The sequence below is a fragment of the Pseudomonas sp. genome (genome assembly GCF_050739935.1).
Taxonomy (GTDB): domain Bacteria; phylum Pseudomonadota; class Gammaproteobacteria; order Pseudomonadales; family Pseudomonadaceae; genus Aquipseudomonas.
The window spans coordinates 1-19,801 of the sequence record NZ_JBOICF010000125.1 but is presented as its reverse complement, the minus strand read 5'-3'; the positions used below and the strand labels follow the sequence as shown (position 1 = coordinate 19,801).

Below are 19,801 nucleotides of genomic sequence, written 5' to 3'. Positions count from 1 at the left end.
GGCAGTGGACGATACGCCGCGGTCGCCAGCAAGCCGGCGCCTACAAGGGGCAGTGCGAGTCGGCCAGCGCTCTACAACGTTAACGTCAACCTGCTCACCAACGCTCCCGGAAGCAGATTCGATGCTGTCTGACGTTGACTGTAGGTGCTCGCTGACAGAAGGAGTTCCCTTTCCCTGGTCAATTGTTCCAGTGACTCACCCAGCAAACTGAAAATACTGTCGTCGAAACGCATGGTGCTGACCGGCGCCTTGATCTTGCCGTCCTCGACCCAGAACGTCGCAAACCGCGTCATGCCGGTAATGCGCCCCGCAGTGCGATCAGAAAAGTTGAGGTACCACAGATTGCTGATGTACAGGCCGGTCCCCAATGCCCTGAGCACATCATCCAGCGCCAGGGAGCCGCCTTTCATGCTCAGCGCGCTAGGCGATTCACCCCAGCCGGCACCGTTGGCTGTCAGGCCGTATTCCGCCGCGCTGCGCGAGTCGATCAGGCGATCCCTTGCCGCGCCCGCGACTACCAGCGACAGATCCGAACGCGGGTAACCTTCGCCGGAAAACGCCGGGGACAGCGAGCCGCTGACGTGCTCATCCAGACTCACCAAGGGGTTCAGCTCGGTCTGGCCGTCGTAAAGTCGTTGCAGCGGGCTGGTTTTGTCCGCCAGCGATTGCGCCGAGAAACCGCCCCAGCACAGCATGCTTAGCACTTCCTCCAATGCCGCCGGCGCCAGATACGCGCGGTATTGGCCGGGTACAAGGGTGTGCGATGGCTGGCCCAGAAACGTCAGCTGTTCGCGAGCCAAGGCCAAACGTTTAGCGAACGCCTCATCGCTCCATTCGTGACCGGCATAGTTGGCCTTCACCGCCTGGCCATTTTCGTGAAACAGGCTCCAGTCGAAGTTGAAACTGTTCGCCTGATGCCAGCCCAGCGCGCCACTGGAACTGGCAAAGCCACGATAGATCGGGCCTGCGGCGTAGATGCCGACCAGATCCAGCCCTTCGCTCAATTGTGCAATCAGCTCGACCACATGCGCGCTGTCAGGCAGCGGCACGTCCTGAATATTGCAGCTATGCCAGGCATCATCGTTGAGCAGCAGATAGGGATCGGCCGGCAGCAGCGCGAGAGTTTCGCGCAGTTGATCCAGCGCTTCGCCCAGGCGCTGACGATCCACCGCTGCATCGCCGGACAGCGTCAGGTTGAGATCGGCGTGGCGCCCGTCTTCGATCAGCTTGAAGTACACGCTGGCCTGCTGCACATGACCGGCCTGACGCACCCTGGCGTGGTTGAAACGAATGAAATCCGACGCCTCGGCGTTGTAGCTGAGGGTGAAGCGTTCCTGTCGGGTTATTGCGCCTTGCAGCCAGTCGACCAGCGCTTTGAACTGAGTTTGATGGGACATCAGGCGTCACCTCCGAAAACATCGACGTTGGCGAACACGCAGGCGGGCGAGGCGTGGCCTACGCGTATGACCTGGTTGGGTTCGCCCTTGCCGCAGTTGGGTGTGCCCAGCACTTTGAACGTGCTGGCGTCGCCCACCGCGCTGAGGTTGCGCCAGAATTGCGCGGAGATCGCCCGATAGTTTGGATTCTTGACCACGCCTTTGAGCTCGCCGTTTTCGATCAGTTGTCCCCACTCACAGCCGAACTGGAATTTGTTGCGTGCGTCGTCGATCGACCACGAGCGGTTGGTACTCATCAGAATGCCGTGCTCGATGCCACCGATCAGCTGCTGCATCGTCTGGTCGCCCGGCTCGATGTTGAGGTTGGCCATGCGATCGATCGGCGCGCGGTTCCAACTGCTCGCGCGACTGTTGGCGACGCCTTCCATGCCGCTTCGGTATTGCGACAACGCACCTCCCAAGGGCCGCTCCAGCACGCCGTCCCTGATCAGAAACTGCTTGCTGGCCTGTGTGCCATCGTCATCGTAGCCATAGCTCGCCAGCTGCTCCGGGATCTCCGGGTCGAAGGTTACGTTGAGCAGCTTCGAGCCGTATTGCAGGCTGCCGAAATCGCTGGTTTTGACGAAACTGGTGCCGGCGTAATTGCGCTCGTCGCCGAGGATACGGTCCAGCTCCAGCGGGTGGCCGATGGACTCGTGAATCTGCAGCGTCATCTGGTCGGGCGTCAGCAGCAGGTCGCGCGGGCCGGTAGGCGTGTTGGGCGCCATGATCAGTTGCAGCGCCTGATCGGCAACGTTGGCGGCAGCGCCGATGATTCCACACGAGGCGATGACTTCCGCGCTGCCTTGCTGCCCGAAATTCTCGCGGCCCAGGCTGCGGGTCTGGCTGCCCTGACCGTCGTAGGCGGTGACGCTCAGACCCGGGAGCACGAAGCGTTGGGCCTGCCGAAGCTCGGCGCCAGCGCTGTTGAGGTAAATCTGCTCGACGTTTTCAACGCCCAGGCTGACTTGCCAGTTGACCAGTCGGTCGTCCCTGGGCACGGAGGCCGATTCGCTGCCGAGCAAGGCGTAGCACTCGCTAAGCGATGGAAAGGCAGTGCTCAGGTTCGGCGAAAGATAATCCGCGCGACTGGTGGCGACGGCGTGTTCGCGCAGGTCGAGCAGTGAGTGCGGTGCGAGCTGGCGTGCCTGTGCTTCAGCCCGCTCAAGTGCCGCCTGCAGACCGCGTTGCGAAATGTCGTTGGTCGCGGCATAGGCTTCGACGCCGTTGATACGCACGGTGAGCATCGCGCCTTCGTCGGTACTCAGTTGCGGCGGCTCCGGGACGTTTTTGCGCACCGAGAGGTGTTGGCTGGTCTGTTTGACGTAGCGCAGGGAGAAAAACTGGGCGCTGCTCCGCAGGGCTGCGAACCGCTGCTTGAGTTGAGCGGAGAAGTCGAACATGCAGGATGTCTCCTTGGCGATCGGACGGGCAACGGTCCGAATCATAGCGCGCAGGGCTCTGCGGCGGCGAGTTAAGCGGTGGGGATGTGAATTGGCCCGTGCGGCAAACACAGCTCTGTGGGAATGGATTTGCTCACGAAGGCTGACTTTCAGGCTCGCATCCAATGTGGATGTACTGGCCTCTTCGCGAGCAAGCTCACTCCCACAGGTTCTGTGTTCAGCCTGTGGGAGTGGGCATGCGGGATTACTGTGCGCTAGGGCCAACCTCACGCATCGGTTTGCCGCGCACCGGGGCACCGCCCGCCACGAAATATTCGGCGGTGCTGCGTGGCAGTGGGGTGCGGCCGCGGATTTTGTCGGCGATTTTCTCGGCGATCATGATCGTCGGCGCATTGAGGTTGCCGGTGATGATGACCGGCATGATCGACGCGTCGACCACCCGCAAGCCCTGCACGCCATGCACACGACCTTCGCCGTCGACCACCGCCATTTCATCAGTGCCCATCTTGCACGAGCAGGACGGGTGGAATGCAGTCTCGGCGTGCTCGCGGACGAACTTGTCCAACTGCTCGTCGGTCTGCACTTCCACGCCCGGACTTATCTCGCGGCCGCGGTACTGATCCAGCGCGGGTTGCTGAATGATTTCCCGGGTCAGGCGGATGCCGTCGCGAAATTCCTGCCAATCCTGCTCGGTGGCCATGTAGTTGAAGAGGATGCTTGGGTACTCGCGCGGATTCTTCGACTTGAGCTGCACGCGCCCACGGCTTGGCGAGCGCATGGAGCCCACGTGAGCCTGGAAGCCGTGCTCTTTCACGCCGTTGCTGCCGTTGTAATTAATCGCCACCGGCAGGAAATGGTACTGAATGTTCGGCCACTCGAATTCTTCGCGCGAACGAATGAAACCGCCGGCTTCGAACTGGTTGCTCGCGCCAATGCCCTTGCCGAGGAACATCCATTGGGCACCGATGGCGGGCTGGTTCCACCAGAGCAGGGAAGGGTAGAGCGAGATGGGCTCCTTGCAGGCGTATTGCAGGTACATCTCAAGGTGATCCTGAAGGTTTTCGCCGACGCCGGGCAAATCATGCACTACTGCAATGTCGAGTTTCTTCAGCAGCTCGGCCGGGCCGACCCCGGAGCGTTGCAGGATCTGCGGCGAAGCGATCGCGCCGCTGCACAAAAGCACTTCCCCGCGCGCACGGGCTTCGACGCGGGTGTCGCTGTCACCGACCAGATACGCGACGCCAACAGCGCGCTTGTTGTCGAACAGAATGCGGTCGGTCAGCGCGTGCGTGACGATGGTCAGGGTCGGACGCTTCCTGGCCTCATCCAGATAACCGCGCGCGGTGCTGGCGCGACGACCATTCGGGGTAACCGTGCGATCCATCGGGCCGAAGCCTTCCTGCTGATAACCGTTGAGGTCGTCGGTACGCGGGTAGCCCGCTTGCACGCCGGCTTCGACCATGGCGTGAAACAGTGGGTTGTTGCCCGTCTTCGGCGTCGTCACGCTGACCGGGCCGTCGCCGCCGTGGTAGTCGTTGGGGCCGATGTCGCGGGTTTCGGCCTTGCGGAAATACGGCAGGCAGTCGAGGTAGGTCCAGTCTTCGAGCCCCGGCAGTTTCGCCCAGCCGTCGTAGTCCATGGCGTTGCCGCGGATGTAGCACATGCCGTTGATCAGCGAAGAGCCACCCAGGCCCTTGCCGCGCCCGCACTCCATGCGACGGTTGTTCATATGCGGCTCAGGCTCGGTTTCGTACGCCCAGTTATAGCGACGGCCTTGCAGCGGGAACGCCAGCGCGGCAGGCATTTGGGTGCGGAAGTCGGCTCGGTAATCCGGGCCGCCGGCTTCGAGCAGCAGAACAGTGACGCCCGCATCTTCGGTGATACGGGCTGCCAGGGTATTACCCGCCGAACCGGCGCCGATGATGATGTAGTCGAATTCCTGAGGCATGAAATCCTCCGTTCAGAAAGTTGTGGCGTGGAAAGGCGGGTGTCCGCGGTCGCAACTTGTAGGAGCCGGCTTGCTGGCAAACGCGGTGGGTCAGTCAACGTTTATGTCTCTGACCCACCATGTTCGCCAGCAAGCCGGCTCCTACAGTAAATGGGCGCAGCGTCAGCGACGCCGCTGGGGCGCCCGTTAAAACACCGACGCGTAATCGCCCAGCTCAACCTGTACCGATTTGATCCGCGTGTACTGCGCCAACGAGCTGATGCCGTTTTCACGGCCGACGCCCGATTGCTTGTAGCCGCCCACCGGCATCTTCGCGTCGGACTCGCCCCAGGCGTTGATCCAGCAGATACCGGCTTCCAGCTGATGAATCACGCGGTGTGCGCGAGCAATGTCGCGGGTGACGATCCCGGCGGCCAGGCCGAATTCGGTGTCGTTGGCGCGGCGGATCACTTCTTCTTCCGACTCGTAGCTGAGGATGCTCATGACCGGACCGAAGATTTCTTCCCTGACGATGGTCATGTCGTCGCGGCAATCGGTGAATACGGTCGGCGCCACAAACGCGCCTTTGGCGAACTCACCTTCAGTCAGGCGATCGCCGCCGATCAACAGACGCGCGCCCTGTTCCTTGCCCTTGGCGATGTAGCCCAGCACGTTTTCCATGTGGGCGAAGCTGACCAGCGGGCCGAAGTTGGTGTTGGCGTCCTGCGGGTTACCAGCACGAATGCGTTTGACGCGCTCGACGATCTTCGCTTCGAACGCCGTTTTCAGTGCGCTCGGCACGAACACTCGCGTGCCGTTGGTGCACACCTGACCGGAGCTGTAGAAGTTGGCCATCATCGCAATGTCGGCGGCGCGATCCAGATCGGCGTCGTCGAAGATGATCAGCGGGGACTTGCCGCCCAGCTCCATGGTCACTTCCTTGAGCGAAGAACTGGAGGCGCTGGCCATGACTTTCTTGCCGGTGTCGGTGCCGCCGGTGAATGAGATTTTCTCGATGCGCGGGTGTTCGGTCAGCCAGGTGCCGACCTCGCGACCACTGCCGGTCAATACGTTGAACACGCCATCTGGCAGCCCGGCTTCGGTATAGATTTCGGCGAGTTTCAGCGTGGTCAGCGAAGTGACTTCGCTCGGCTTGAAGATCATCGCGTTGCCTGCGGCGAGCGCTGGCGCGGATTTCCACAGGGCGATCTGGATCGGGTAGTTCCAGGCGCCGATGCCGACGGTCACGCCCAGCGGCTCGCGGCGGGTGTAGACGAACGATGTGTCACGCAGCGGGATCTGCTCGCCTTCGATGGCGGGCGCCAGACCTGCGTAGTACTCCAGCACATCGGCGCCGGTGACGATGTCGACGTATTTTGTTTCGGAAATCGCTTTGCCGGTGTCGAGGGTTTCCAGTTCAGCCAGTTCGTCGTTGCGTTCGCGCAGGATGTCGACGGCGCGACGCAGAATGCGCGAACGCTCCATGGCGGTCATCGCAGCCCAGATTTTCTGACCCTTTTCAGCGCTGACCACGGCACGTTCGACATCTGCCTGGGTGGCCCGCTGGACCGTGGCGAGCACTTCGCCGTTGGCCGGGTTGACGGCTTCGAAGGTTGCGTCGCTGCTGGCGTCGACGTAACCACCGTCAATGTAGAGTTTTTGCAATTCGAAACGGGCCATAGTGTCCTCGCGGTTGTCTGTGATGGGCATTCATCGGGCGCGGCGTGCGCTGTCCGATCCTCATGCGGCCGCTGTCGTTAGCGCGGCGCTTTTGCCAATTGGAAATCCATGTATTCGTAGGCGATCTGCTGCGCCTGTTCGGTATCGAACGCGTCACCAGAGAGCGCGCCGCGTAGCCACAAACCGTCGATCAATGCGGCCAGGCCTCGGGCGGCGGTGCGCGACTGATCCAGTGGCAGCACGCGGCGGAACTGGCAGCACAGGTTCGAATACAGGCGGTGATCGTTGATCCGCTGCAGCCGGTGCAGCGAGGGCGAGTGCATGCTGGTGGCCCAGAAGGCCAGCCAGGTTTTCATCGCCGGGCCGTTGACCTGGCTGGCGTCGAAGTTGCCCTCGATGATCACTTGCAGGTGCGCTCTCGGGCTGTCGTCCGTCAACGCCTGACGCCGCTCGGCGACGTTGACGATCAGCGCATTCATCAAATGACGCATGGTCGCTGCAATCAGACCGTTCTTGTCCTGAAAGTAGTGACTGATGATGCCGTTGGAGACCCCCGCCAGCTTGGCAATCAGCGCGATGCTGGCGTCGCCCATTCCCACTTGATCGACCGCCGACAGCGTGGCCTGGATCAGTTGTTGACGCCGAATGGGTTGCATACCGACCTTGGGCATCTGTAAGTCTCCTTGGCTCGCGAGTAATCGTGAAAGGCTGAGAAAGGCGTTCAGTCTAGTGACGTTTAATTGAACGTTCAATCAACAAAAAAAGACGGGCGCACGGAAAGGCCGCGAATACCGCCAATTTAGAGCCTTGAAATACGTTCTGTAGCGGTCCGGCCTGCCGGCGGGGGCGTCAGTGAAATCGCTTCCGCCGGCAAGCGGACTGCTACAGGTTTTGCGTTGAACCCTTGATTGTGAACGACGCAAACCCTGTAGCAGCAGCTTTTTACCCGTGGTTCTTGCCGAGCAGCGCGTGATACAGCTCGCTGTCGCCCAGAATGCCGACCAGTTGGTTGTTCTCTTGCAGCACCAGTTTGTTGCCGGTGTGGTACCGGATCTGCAGCGCTTCGCGCATACCGATGTCCGAATGCACGACGGTCGGCTTGCGACCGAGGTTTTCCACCGCCTGACCCGGCTCCCAGCTTTGCAGGTCCATGGCCGCGCCATGCTGCCGGGCACCTTTGATCTGGTTGCCATCGGCGAGGTCGATCCAGGAGTCGTCGCCCGGATCCAGGCAGACTTGAGAGCCGTTGATGCGAGTGCAATCGGTGATCGGGCGCATCAGGCTACGACCGCACAGCACGTTCAATGGGTTGGTGTGCGCGACGAAAGTCCTTACATACTCGTCCGCCGGATTCAGCACGATCTCTTCCGGCACGCTGTACTGGATGATCCGGCCGTCTTTCATGATCGCGATGCGGGTACCAAGCTTGAGGGCTTCGTCCAGGTCGTGGCTCACGAAAACGATGGTCTTTTGCAGCTTCTTCTGCAGGTCCAGCAACTCATCCTGCAAACCCTGACGGATCAGCGGGTCGAGAGCGGAAAAGGGTTCGTCCATCAGCAGAATGTCGGCGTCCATCGCCAGGGCGCGCGCCAGACCGACACGTTGCTGCATGCCGCCGGACAGCTCGTCGGGCTTCTTGTTGCGCCATTGGGTCAGGCCGACCAGTTCGAGTTTCTCGTCCACCAACTGGCGGCGTTCCTTCTCGGGGCGACCCTGCATTTCCAGACCGAAGCTGATGTTCTCGCGAACGGTCAGCCAGGGCATCAGGGCGAACTTCTGGAACACCATGGCGATGCGTTTGGTGCGCATCATTTTCAGTTCCGCCGGGGTGCAGTTGGCGATGTTGATCTGCTTGCCTTCGTGCTCGACGAACAGCGAGCCACGGCTGACCGTGTTCAGACCATTGATGCAGCGCAGCAGGCTGGATTTGCCCGAACCGGACAGCCCCATCAGTACACAGATTTCGCCTTTGTTGACTTCCAGACTGGCTTTTTCGACACCGACGATCTGGCCGGTTTTCTTCAGTATTTCTGGCCGCGTCAGGCCCTGATCCAGCAGCTTGAGAGCCTCACGCGGGTCTTTGGAGAAGACGACGTCTACCTGGTCGAATTTGATCATGCTCATGCGTCTGCCCTCACTTTAGCGTCGGGTTGTTTGCAGATACGGTCGAGCATGATCGCCAGCAATACGATCGCAAGGCCTGCTTCGAAGCCCAGTGCGATATCAGCAGTGTTCAGTGCGTTGACCACGGGTTTGCCCAGGCCGTCGGCGCCAACCAGTGCGGCAATCACCACCATCGACAACGACAGCATGATGCACTGGGTGATACCGGCCGCGATGCTTGGCATGGCGTGGGGCAGTTCGATTCGGGACAGCAATTGACGGCGCGAGCAGCCAAAGGCCTTGCCGGCGTCGAGCAGTTCTTGCGGAACATCGCAGATGCCCAGATAGGTCAGACGGATAGGCGCGGCAATCGCGAACACTACCGTCGAAATCAGACCCGGCACCACACCCAGCCCGAAGAGGGTCAGGGTTGGAATCAGGTAAACGAAAGTCGGGACGGTCTGCATCAGGTCGAGGATCGGTCGCATCATGGTGTAGAACATCGGCTTATGCGCGGCGACGATGCCCAGCGGCACGCCGATCACCACGCAGACCAGGGTGGCGAACAGCACCTGGGCCAGAGTCTCCATGGTTTCCTGCCAGTACCCAAGGTTAAGGATCAGCAGAAAGGAAATGATTACGAAGGCGGTTAGGCCCCATTTGCGTTGGATGAAATGCGCAAGCAAAGCAATCAGGCCGATCAGCACAAAAGGGTTGAACCAGGTCAGACCCGAGGTCAGTCCGTGGATCATGGTTTCCAGTGACGAAGCGATGGCATCGAAGGTGCTGGCGCCGTGTTGCGTCAGCCATTCGACAAAGCCTGCGATGTACTGGCCTAGGGGGATTTTATGATCAGTCAGCATGATATCGATTGTCCGCGTGCGGGATGAAAAGAGGACAACAGGCGGGCGCACCCGCCTGCATGTCGAGTTACTTCGTCAGCTCGGCTTTTGCGGCTTCCAGGCCAGGTTTACCGTCCACTGTGGTGACACCTGCCAGCCAGGTGTCGAGTATTTGAGGGTTCTTCTTCAGCCACGCTTTGGCGGCAGCGTCAGGCTTCATCTTGTCGTCGAGGATGTTGCCCATCAGCGAGCTTTCCATCGGCAAGGTGAAAGACAGATTTTTCAGCAGTTGGCCAACGTTGCTGCACTCGCTGGTGTAGCCCTTGCGCACGTTGGTATAGACGGTTGCCTGGCCGAAGTTCGGACCGAAGAAATCGTCGCCGCCAGTCAGGTATTTGATTTTGAAGCGAGTGTTCATCGGGTGCGGTTCCCAGCCCAGGAACACCACATCGGTGTGACGTTTGGTGGCGCGATCGACCTGAGACAGCATGCCTGCTTCACTGGATTCGACGACCTTGAAACCCGCGTCTTTGAGGCCGAAGGCGTTTTTGTCGATCATGCTCTGGATCAGACGGTTGCCGTCGTTGCCAGGCTCGATGCCGTAGATTTTGCCGTCCAGCTCTTTCTTGAATTTGACGATGTCGGCGAAATCGTGAAGACCCTTGTCGTAGAGCTCCTGAGGCACGGCCAGGGTGTATTTGGCGTTTTCAAGGTTGGCGCGGACAGTCTCCACGGTACCGGCGTCCCGGTAGGCCTTGATGTCGTTTTCCATGGTCGGCATCCAGTTACCGAGGAACACGTCCATGTTCTTGCCATCGGCGAGCGACTTGTAGGTCACCGGCACGGAAATCATGGTGGTCTTGGTTTTATAACCCAGCGACTGGAGGACTACGCTGGTGACCGCGGTGGTAGCGGTAATGTCGGTCCAGCCAACATCGGAGAAATTGACCATCTGGCAAGCTGCGGGCTCTGCGGCCTGAGCCAGCATGGGCAGACTCAGCGCGACGCCCAGCAATAGCTTGTGTGAACCTTTCATGGTTGGACTCCTTAGGTGTTTTCTTCTCGTCATCAGGCGAAGCTGACGCGTTTTTTGGTGTCGGCGAGTCAAGTGGGAAAACAGCTCTATCACTGCGTCTGGCGATTGAGTCGACAGCGATCATGTAACAGGCCAAAACAAACGCCTACAGGGCGCGTCGTAACCAGTACAGAGGGGGTCGTATCCAGTGTCGGTGACGTCGTTTACAGATTTGTTCCCCGCCCGCGGACTGCTTTTCGAGTGTCAATGCGGCAAAAAGTGTCGAAATCAGTGGCGCTTTTTCTGGGGGAGTACTCCTGCGCGCTTATGTGTAGCCGCGACGTTCGTGGACAAGAGTGAGTCGGTGTGAGACGCCGCCCTTCGAGATAAAAGGCTGATGATGCCGCCATCTCGACGGACTGCAGCTAGAAGCGTAGCAGCTTCGTCGCCGGCCGCTCGGCGTGCCGGAAGCCCTGTTCTTCGGAGGTTTGCGGTAAATGGCTATCAGCGTGTTCGACCTGTTCAAGATCGGTATCGGCCCCTCCAGTTCGCACACCGTGGGGCCGATGCGCGCCGCGGCGTTATTCGTTCAGGGCCTGCGTGAACGCGACCAGTTGGCGCAGGTGAAACGCATCGAAGTGCGGCTCTACGGCTCGCTGTCGGCGACCGGCGTCGGTCACGGCAGCGACAATGCCGTAATCATGGGTTTGATGGGCGAGTGGCCAGACGCAATCGACCCGACGCTGATCGGCCAGCACATCGCCGAGCTGCGCGAAACCGACACGCTGAAACTCAACGGCGATCATCCGATCCCCTTCCTCTGGCAGCGCGACATGTTGTTGATCGACGAGAACTTGCCATTTCATCCCAACGCCATGACGTTGATTGCCTTCGATGCGAACGGCGAATCCCATCGTGACACCTATTACTCGGTGGGCGGCGGTTTCGTGGTCGATGAGGCACAAGCGGCCAGTGGCGTGCTGGATGCCGACAACACCGTATTGCCTTATGACTTTTCCAGCGCCGAAGAGCTGCTGATGCTGTGCCAGAGGCACAACCTGAGGGTCTCGGAGTTGATGATGGAAAACGAGAAGGTCTGGCGCAGCGAGGAAGAGATTCGCGCCGGCCTCATGCGTTTGTGGAAGGCGATGCAGGAGTGCGTGGAGCATGGTCTCAAGCATGAGGGCATTCTGCCGGGCGGTTTGAATGTGCGTCGTCGTGCGGCGCGTCTGCATCGCAGTCTGCAAGAGCTGAACAAACCCAACGTCATCGGCTCGACGCTGAGCGCGATGGAGTGGGTCAACCTGTTCGCCCTGGCCGTCAACGAAGAGAACGCAGCCGGCGGACGCATGGTCACCGCACCCACCAACGGCGCGGCGGGCATCATTCCAGCGGTGTTGCATTACTTCGTCAAATTCAGCGATGAGGTCAGTGAAGCCAACGTCGTGGATTACTTCCTCGGTGCGGCGTCGATCGGCATTCTCTGTAAAAAGAACGCGTCGATTTCCGGCGCGGAGGTTGGATGCCAAGGTGAGGTCGGCTCAGCGTGTGCGATGGCCGCGGCCGGTTTGGCAGACATTCTGGGTGCCTCGCCTGAGCAACTGTGCAACGCAGCCGAAATCGGTCTTGAGCACAATCTTGGGCTGACCTGTGACCCGGTGGGTGGTCTGGTTCAAGTGCCCTGCATCGAGCGCAACGCAATTGCCGCAGTCAAAGCTATCAACGCCGCTCAGATGGCGCTGCGGGGGGACGGTAAGCACTTCATCTCGCTGGATCGTGTCATCCGCACCATGCGCGATACCGGCGCCGACATGCACGACAAATATAAAGAGACCTCTCGCGGTGGGTTGGCGGTGAGTGCGGTGGAGTGTTGATCAGCAGGATTGTGTGCGGCTGTTCTAACGCTTTCATGAACAAGCTCGCTCCCACAGGTTTCCAGGCGTCCGCAAACACCATGTCCCGCGTAAAAATCCACTGTGAGAGTGAGCTTGCTCACCAAGGAGGACTCACACCCGCAAATGTAGGCGGTGGTCAGGCATTCATTCGCTTCTGCTCGCTTTTCGCTCACGCCCCAAACCCGCCGCTGCCTTTTGGCGCGCTATCGGTGTGACATGGCGCAAAGCCATGCCGCACACGCGTTACCTGGCCTACCGCCGGTCACTTGTGCATGGAGTGACACTCTCCCCGCGGCCGACATTTCGGCGATTCACACAAGTGCTACCGAATTGCTCATCCCGCCCGCCATTTCCGTGGCTCCGCTATCGATAGGTCGCTAACGGAACGCACATGTCGCTCCCGAATAGACGCATCACGACGTCGCAATCAGGGTTTATTGAATGCCCATTCAACTTTAGGCATGGCATTTGCGTTGCAATAGACAAAGCTCTCCATAGATGAGGGCGATACAACAAGAGCCTCTTCCTGGGGCCATCAACCGCTTTTCGTGTGAGGAGATACCGTGATGACTTCGTTCAACTCCGGGGCTCAACCCCAGAACCGTGCGCCACAATCCATCGGCTTTCTGCTGTTGGACAATTTCACACTGATTTCCCTCGCATCTGCGGTTGAGCCACTGCGCATGGCTAACCAGCTTTCCGGTCGTGAGCTGTATCGCTGGACCACTCTGAGCGTCGATGGCGGCCAGGTCTGGGCCAGCGACGGTCTACAGATCACCCCCGATGCGGCCATGCATAAAGCGCCGGTGCTGGACACCGTGATCGTCTGCGGCGGCGTCGGTATTCAACGCGCTGTTACCCGCGAACACGTCAGCTGGCTGCAGAGCCAGGCGCGCCAGTCCCGCCGCCTCGGCGCGGTGTGCACCGGCAGTTGGGCGCTGGCGTGCGCCGGTCTGCTGGATGGCTTCGATTGCAGCGTGCACTGGGAGTGCCTGGCCGCAATGCAGGAAGCCTTCCCGCGGGTAGCAATGAGCACCCGCCTGTTCACGCTGGACCGTAACCGCTTTACAAGCTCTGGCGGCACTGCGCCGTTGGACATGATGCTGCACCTGATCAGCCGCGATCACGGGCGTGAACTGTCCGCCGCGATCTCGGAAATGTTCGTCTACGAGCGCATCCGTAACGAGCAGGATCACCAGCGGGTACCGCTCAAACACATGCTCGGCACCAACCAGCCGAAACTTCAGGAAATCGTCGCGCTGATGGAGGCCAATCTCGAAGAACCGATCGACCTCGACGAACTGGCGGTGTATGTCTCGGTTTCCCGGCGTCAGCTCGAACGGCTGTTCCAGAAATACCTGCACTGCTCACCATCGCGCTACTACCTGAAACTGCGCCTGATTCGCGCGCGTCAGCTGCTCAAGCAAACGCCGATGTCGATCATCGAAGTGGCATCGGTCTGCGGCTTCGTCTCCACGCCGCACTTCTCCAAGTGCTACCGCGAATACTTCGGCATCCCGCCGCGCGATGAGCGTGTAGGTTCAAACACCACACAGCAGGTGGCAATGATGCCGATTCCGCAGGCGATGGTCCTGGCACCGCTCTCCGGTCCGCTGTCGGCCTTGAGCCAGGCGCGCAACGAATCGACGTTTGCCAGTGTGAGGTTGTAACGGCGGACGCCACAGGACGGTAGAGCCGGATTGCTGGCGAACGCGAAGAATCAATTACTGATTGGCTGACAACCCACCGGTTCGCCAGCAAGCCGGCTCCTACAGGTTGGCGGCGTGCGCAGGTTAGGCGTACGCGCACGCTTTACTGTGGGAGCGAACTCATTCGCGATGCGGTAGTACAGCCCCTAGATATCAGCTGGATGTACCGACGTCTCGCGAATAAATTCGCTCCCACAGGTTGTACGGCGTGCGCGGGTTGGGCGTACGCGCGCGCTTTACTGTGGGAGCGAATTCATTCGCGAAGCGGTAGTACAGCCCCTAGATATCTGCCGGATGTACGTCTCGCGAATGGATTCGCTCCCACAGTTTATGTTGCCATCAAGAGTGTGGCAGACAGCCCTCAGACCTGTGCGCGGCTTTTGTTATACGTCGCCAACGCTGGCAACAACTGCTGATCAATCGCCTGACGTACCGCAGGCAGGATGGTCGCGCTGCCGCTGAGCATCTTCTCCACCAACTGACGCAACGCCCGAGCGCGGTCTTCGTTGAGGCCGCACACCGCTTGGGCGCAGGCCTGTTCGGCGGTGGCGCCTGATGGCAATTCAAAGCCGATGGATCTGAGTTGACCGAGTAGATCGTCCTGGTCGATCAGGTCTGCATGCATCATGACGCTCGCTCCTTTTATTGAGGTTGAGCCGATTCTGGTAGCGCGCCGCACGCTCGGCAATACCTGTCGTCGGCAATGTCTGGCATGCACATTACTGTGTCGGTTTTGGCTACGTAACCGTCTGGTTAATTCAGCATAATGGCCCCACTTAAAATTGCTCGGACCACGGTTTGGTCACCCTCTAGTGCGAGCAAGTACCTCAACCCCGGTTTTGTAACGGCTTAACCGGGGCTTTTTTTGTCTGCCGTTTTTTTCTAGGGTAATTCCGGGTACGAGCGGTCTGCGCAACGCTGGCTGGTTTGCTAAACTCCGCAGCCTTCCAGGAGCAGCCATGAACTACCGTCACGCCTTCCATGCCGGCAACCACGCCGACGTCTTGAAACATATCGTCCTGACTCGCTTGATCGCGCTGATGTCGCGCAAGGAGCAGCCGCTCGCCTATATCGACACCCATGCGGGCCTCGGTCTGTATGACTTGCAGGGCGATCAGGCGACGCGCACCGGTGAGTGGCTCGACGGCATTGGCCGTCTGTGGGACGCAGACGATGTACCGTCAGTGGCCGCCGGTTACATGGACGTGATTCGTCACATGAATCGCAAGACCGGCGAACTGCGTTACTACCCAGGTTCCCCCGAGCTGGCCCGCCGCGTGACCCGCGAGCAGGACCGTGTGCTGCTCAATGAGAAGCATCCGGAAGACGGCGCGCTGCTCAAAGACAACATGAAATATGACCGCCGTGTCGCCGTCCATCTGGGCGAGGGCTGGCATGTACCGCGCGCTTTGCTGCCGGTGCAGGAGAAGCGCGCTGTGATGCTGATCGACCCACCCTTCGAGCAACTGGACGAAATGAAGCGCTGCTCGGTCGCACTGAAAGAGGCCATCGGTCGCATGCGCCAGACGGTCGCGGCGATCTGGTACCCGATCAAGGATCAGCGCGCGCTCAAGCGTTTCTATCAGGAATTGGCCGAAACCGGCGCGCCAAAATTGCTGCGCGTTGAGCTGCTGGTGCACCCGCTGGATACGCCCAACAGCCTCAACGGCTCGGGCCTTGCGATTGCCAATCCGCCGTGGGGGTTGGAGGAAGAGTTGCGAGAGTTGCTGCCATGGCTGGCCGAAAAGCTGGGCCAGACCCAGGGGGATTGGCGGATGGACTGGTTGATTGCCGAGGCTTGATGGATTTACCTGCGGCCCCCGAACCATGTAGGAGCCGGCTTGCTGGCGAATGCGTCAGGTCAGACACAGCGTCGTTGACTGACCCAACCGGTTCGCCAGCAAGCCGGCTCCTACAATGTGGATCGGTGTTCAGCCGAGGGAGCTAGTCGGGCAAATCAAGCCTGATTCAGACTCGGCGGCATGCACACCCCGGTCCCGCCAATCCCGCAATAACCCTGGGGATTCTTCGCCAGGTACTGCTGGTGATAAGCCTCGGCGAAAAACAGGGTCGGGGCTTCGTCGATTTCGGTGGTGATTTCGCCCAGACCGGCCTTGGTCAGTTCAGCCTGGAACACCTTGGCGCTGGCCTTGGCGGCTTCCAGTTGCTCAGGTTTGGTGGCGTAGATCACCGAGCGATACTGCGTGCCGATATCGTTGCCCTGACGCATGCCCTGAGTCGGGTTGTGCAGTTCCCAGAACATCGCCAACAGTTCTTCATAGCTGACTTTTTCCGGCTCATACACCACCAACACCACTTCGCTGTGTCCGGTCAGTCCCGAGCAGACTTCTTCGTACGTCGGGTTCGGCGTGAAGCCGCCTGCATAGCCCACGGCTGTGCTGTAAACGCCATCACGTTGCCAAAAACGACGTTCTGCACCCCAGAAGCAACCGAGGCCGAAAATGGCGAAATCCACGTTGCCCGGAAACGGACCCAACAACGGATGGCCGTTGACGAAGTGTTCTTCCGGAACGGTCATCGGTGTTTCACGGCCCGGCAGTGCTTGCTGGGGGGTAGGCATTTCGTTTTTGTTCACAAGAATTTCCGAGCGCAGAGCCATGAGGTCAATCCTCTCTGGACAGGTGACTACCATAAATGGGGTCAGAATTTTCTGATTCAAATGAATGAAAGGCGAGCAGTTTGCCGCACTCCATCAAACGGGGAAAGAGCCTGTGGAATCGACTCAGGCCAGCGGGCCGCGAGGGTAGCGGCGCAGGGCGTTGATCAAGTCTTCGCCGGGAATCGGCTTGTCGAAGAGGTAACCCTGGCCTACATCGCAGCGATGGCGACGCAGGAAAGCCAGTTGCTCGGCAGTTTCGATGCCCTCGGCGACAACGGTGAGCTTGAGGTTGTGTGCCATGGCAATGACCGCCGAAGTGATTTCCATGTCGTCCTGATCATCCGGAATATCGCGAATGAAGCTACGGTCAATCTTGATCACGTCGATGGGGAATTTCTTGAGGTAGCTGAACGACGAGTAGCCAGTGCCAAAATCGTCCATCGCCAGTGTCAGGCCCAGGGTTTTCAGCGACTCCAACTGCAGGCGCGTATCTTCGGTCGCCTCCAGCAGCAAACCCTCCGTCAGCTCCAACTCCAGTAGCGAAGGGTCGAGCTGTTCTTCACCCAGGATATTGGCCAGGGAGCTGACGAGTTCCGGATCGGAGAACTGCTTGGGCGAAACATTGATCGCGACGTGCAGCTTGCCGTAACCGGCGGCCGTCAGTTGCTTGCTCATGCGGCAGGACTGGCGCGCCACCCACTTGCCGATCGGAATGATCAGGCCGGTTTCTTCGGCGACGCTGATGAATTGGTCGGGGCGGATCATGCCCTTTTCCGGGTGATTCCAGCGCAGCAGCGCCTCCATGCCCAGCAGACGCCCCGTGCGCAGGCACAACTTGGGCTGATAGAACACTTCCAATTCGTTTTGCGTCAGCGCGCGACGCAGGTTGTTCTCGACGAACAACTTGTAGCTGGCTTCGGCGTTGAGCGCTTCGGTGAACACCTGTACCTGATGCTTGCCGTTGGCCTTGGCCTTGTGCAGCGCAAGCCCCGCGTTCTTCATCAGGGTCTGTGGATCGCGGCCATGCAGCGGCGCGCAGGCCAGGCCCACGGAGCCGGTGACGCTGATCAACTGGTTGTCGACGAACATCGGCTTGTCCAGCGTGGTCAGCACCTGGCTGGCGATGCGCTGGCCGTCTTCAGGGCCGGTATCGTCCAGCAGCACGGCGAATTCGTTACTGGCGAAACGCGCCAGGATCCCGGTCGGGCTCAGGCTGTTGCGCAGGCGCCGGGCGAGGCTGATCAGCAACTTGTCGCCGGTCTGATGGCCAAGGCTGTCGTTGATGCGCTTGAAGTTGTCGATGTCTACCAGCAGCAGACTGATTGGCGTCTCGACATCCCGGGCGAAATGCTCGTCCAGCGTGCGAATGAACGCCGGACGGTTGCCCAGGTTGGTCAGATTGTCGGTGTACGCCAGGCGCTCGATCCGTTGCTGGGAGAGCTTGGCCTGAGTGATGTCTTCGTAGATACCGATGTAATGGGTAAGCTCGCGGTTGTCGCCATACACCTTGGAGATCGACAGCTGGCCCCAGTAGGGTTCCAGGTTTTTGCGGCGGCTCTTGAATTCACCCTGCCAGCTGTTGCCGCTGGCCAGGCTCGAGTTGGCATCCAGCAGCAGCGAACCGAGATTTTCCAGCGCCGGCAGTTCCGACAGGCGATGGCCGTGGACTTCATCGGCGCTGTACTGGGTGATCGCGGTGAAGCTGGGGTTGACGTACTCCACCACGCCATCGCAATTGACCAGCAGAAACGCATTGGCGCTCTGTTCCACTGCGCGCTGGAACAGGTGCAGCGCGTTCGTAGCGGTGCGGCGGTTGTGGTTGTTGATGGCCTGGGCGAACTGATCGGCCAGCTCGCCGGCGAACGCGATCTCATCGGACTGCCACTCGCGGGCGGTGTCGGTGTGCTCCAGACACAGTACGCCGACCACCTGGCCGTCGATGCGCACGCTGGCGTCGAGAATGGCGTTGATGTGGCGCGGCAACAGGCTCTCGGCCAGCTCTTTGGTGCGCGGGTCGAGCTCTACATCGCTGGCATCGATGGCGCGGCTGGTGTGCAGCGCCTCCAGATAGCTGGGGAAGCGGCTGATGTCGATCGGCGCGGCCTTGAGATATTCACCGGTTTCCCGGCGGTATTCAGCGATCGGCTCAAGGATCTTGCCATTGAGGTTCCAGATCGCAGCGCGTGCGATGTCGTAGATTTCGCAGGCGCTCTTGGTGATCAGCTCCGCGGCTTCCTGCAACGAGTTGTTGGAGCTATAGCGATGGCGCGCCAGGCGCAGGATCAGACTCTGCTGGGCACGGACGCGCTCCAGATGCTTGAGCTGTTCGTATTGGGCGCGCTGATTCAGTTCCAGGGCGATCTGCAGGCGGGAGTTCTGTACTTCCAGATCCGGGCTGAATGTCATCTCGCTGGAGTCGAACACCTCATCGACTACCATCAGATAGCCGCGCAGGAGTTCGCGATTGTGTTGTCGGTAACCCTCACCGATCTCCAGCAGGCCCAGCGGGCCACGGGTGGTGTGCAGGGTGTAACGGATCACGTAATGCGAGTTGCTGGCCAGCTGCATCTGGATTGCGTCGTGCAGCTGGTAGCGAGCTTCAGGCTCCATCAGGCTGGCATAGGGGGCGCCGATAAGGGCGCACAGCTCCATGGCCGGCATGTCGAACTGCTTTTCGCAGTTGGGGTCCAGGTACAGCATTGCCCAGCTGGCTTCATTCAGCCGCTCGAAACGCAGCATGCCGAGCCGCGAGGGCACAGGCAATTGCGTCACGACCTCGGCTGCCGATCTGGCGGCAGCATCAGGTAGGCTTTTCATGAAGAAACTCGCTTTAAGAGTACTGTCGCTCATGGGCGAGAAGCCCATTGTGAAATCGCGTGTCGCAAGGTTGCATCATGGCGAACGGGCTGACAAGTGAGCACGATGGCTTAGTGCTATAAATCTGTCGGCAAATCGAGGATTAACTGAAGGTAGTTGGTCGGGATTGGGTTAAAGAGGGGATAACTGGTTGTTATTTGTGTGTTGTGGAGGGCTTTAGGATTTCGGGGAATCCCTAATTTGGCGGCGGTGGGAGTTTCATAACGTCCGGAATTGTTCCGGCACGCCGCAAACCTTGTAGGAGCCGGCTTGCTGGCGAACGTCTGAGTGTCAGACGACTCATCTGTACTGACC

At 59.9% G+C, this 19,801-nt stretch carries 15 protein-coding genes; 3 read left to right on the top strand and 12 right to left on the bottom strand.

All coding sequences use genetic code 11. The annotated features are described in order from the left end of the window. Window positions 1–71: 71 nt before the first annotated feature. From ACRER8_RS25115 to ACRER8_RS25080, 8 genes are all read right to left on the bottom strand, one after another. Complete coding sequence (locus ACRER8_RS25115; protein ID WP_431748872.1) at window positions 72–1,397, bottom strand: TldD/PmbA family protein; 1,326 nt, start codon at window positions 1,395–1,397, stop codon at window positions 72–74. Continuing rightward, on the bottom strand, window positions 1,397–2,839 hold the full coding sequence (locus ACRER8_RS25110; RefSeq protein ID WP_431748871.1) for a TldD/PmbA family protein: 1,443 nt from the start codon (window positions 2,837–2,839) through the stop codon (window positions 1,397–1,399). The genes ACRER8_RS25115 and ACRER8_RS25110 overlap by 1 nt, the downstream gene beginning before the upstream one ends. Before the next feature lie 244 nt (window positions 2,840–3,083). Next, on the bottom strand, window positions 3,084–4,787 hold the full coding sequence (betA, locus tag ACRER8_RS25105) for a choline dehydrogenase (protein WP_431748870.1): 1,704 nt from the start codon (window positions 4,785–4,787) through the stop codon (window positions 3,084–3,086). Window positions 4,788–4,973: 186 nt separating this feature from the next. Beyond that, window positions 4,974–6,446 (bottom strand): betaine-aldehyde dehydrogenase, encoded by a 1,473-nt coding sequence (gene betB / locus ACRER8_RS25100; RefSeq protein WP_431748869.1) that lies wholly within the window; start codon window positions 6,444–6,446, stop codon window positions 4,974–4,976. A gap of 77 nt (window positions 6,447–6,523) precedes the next feature. Continuing rightward, on the bottom strand, window positions 6,524–7,117 hold the full coding sequence (betI, locus tag ACRER8_RS25095; protein ID WP_431748868.1) for a transcriptional regulator BetI: 594 nt from the start codon (window positions 7,115–7,117) through the stop codon (window positions 6,524–6,526). Between the two features lie 271 nt (window positions 7,118–7,388). Continuing rightward, complete coding sequence (choV, locus tag ACRER8_RS25090; protein ID WP_431748867.1) at window positions 7,389–8,570, bottom strand: choline ABC transporter ATP-binding protein; 1,182 nt, start codon at window positions 8,568–8,570, stop codon at window positions 7,389–7,391. Further along, the gene (choW, locus tag ACRER8_RS25085; protein WP_431748873.1) at window positions 8,567–9,415 is read right to left on the bottom strand and encodes a choline ABC transporter permease subunit; all 849 of its coding nucleotides are present in this window, start codon (window positions 9,413–9,415) and stop codon (window positions 8,567–8,569) included. Before choW ends, choV begins: the two co-directional genes overlap by 4 nt. 64 nt (window positions 9,416–9,479) lie before the next feature. Then, entirely contained in the window at window positions 9,480–10,427 is a 948-nt protein-coding gene (locus ACRER8_RS25080) for a choline ABC transporter substrate-binding protein (protein WP_431748866.1), read from the bottom strand. 476 nt (window positions 10,428–10,903) lie between these two features. Here ACRER8_RS25080 and ACRER8_RS25075 point away from each other — a divergent pair, with 476 nt between their 5' ends. Both ACRER8_RS25075 and ACRER8_RS25070 read left to right on the top strand, forming a co-directional pair. Further along, the gene (locus ACRER8_RS25075; protein WP_431748865.1) at window positions 10,904–12,280 is read left to right on the top strand and encodes an L-serine ammonia-lyase; all 1,377 of its coding nucleotides are present in this window, start codon (window positions 10,904–10,906) and stop codon (window positions 12,278–12,280) included. 587 nt (window positions 12,281–12,867) lie between these two features. Then, on the top strand, window positions 12,868–13,971 hold the full coding sequence (locus tag ACRER8_RS25070; RefSeq protein ID WP_431748864.1) for a GlxA family transcriptional regulator: 1,104 nt from the start codon (window positions 12,868–12,870) through the stop codon (window positions 13,969–13,971). 400 nt (window positions 13,972–14,371) lie between these two features. Here the strand turns inward: ACRER8_RS25070 and ACRER8_RS25065 are convergent, their stop codons facing one another. Then, the gene (locus ACRER8_RS25065) at window positions 14,372–14,638 is read right to left on the bottom strand and encodes a hypothetical protein (RefSeq protein WP_431748863.1); all 267 of its coding nucleotides are present in this window, start codon (window positions 14,636–14,638) and stop codon (window positions 14,372–14,374) included. A 331-nt stretch (window positions 14,639–14,969) separates the two neighbouring features. Here ACRER8_RS25065 and ACRER8_RS25060 point away from each other — a divergent pair, with 331 nt between their 5' ends. Next, window positions 14,970–15,812, top strand: a complete 843-nt coding sequence (locus ACRER8_RS25060) for a 23S rRNA (adenine(2030)-N(6))-methyltransferase RlmJ (protein WP_431748862.1) — start codon at window positions 14,970–14,972, stop codon at window positions 15,810–15,812. A 155-nt stretch (window positions 15,813–15,967) separates the two neighbouring features. Here ACRER8_RS25060 and msrA read toward each other — a convergent pair whose 3' ends face one another. The 3 genes from msrA to ACRER8_RS25045 form a co-directional block, all read right to left on the bottom strand. Further along, window positions 15,968–16,630, bottom strand: coding sequence for a peptide-methionine (S)-S-oxide reductase MsrA (msrA, locus tag ACRER8_RS25055; RefSeq protein ID WP_431748861.1), 663 nt, complete (start codon window positions 16,628–16,630; stop codon window positions 15,968–15,970). A gap of 123 nt (window positions 16,631–16,753) precedes the next feature. Next, window positions 16,754–19,447: a putative bifunctional diguanylate cyclase/phosphodiesterase gene (locus tag ACRER8_RS25050; protein WP_431748860.1), complete on the bottom strand. Its 2,694-nt coding sequence runs from the start codon at window positions 19,445–19,447 to the stop codon at window positions 16,754–16,756. 116 nt (window positions 19,448–19,563) lie between these two features. Further along, a partial coding sequence (locus ACRER8_RS25045) for a hypothetical protein (RefSeq protein WP_431748859.1) occupies window positions 19,564–19,801 on the bottom strand: 238 nt, incomplete at its 5' end.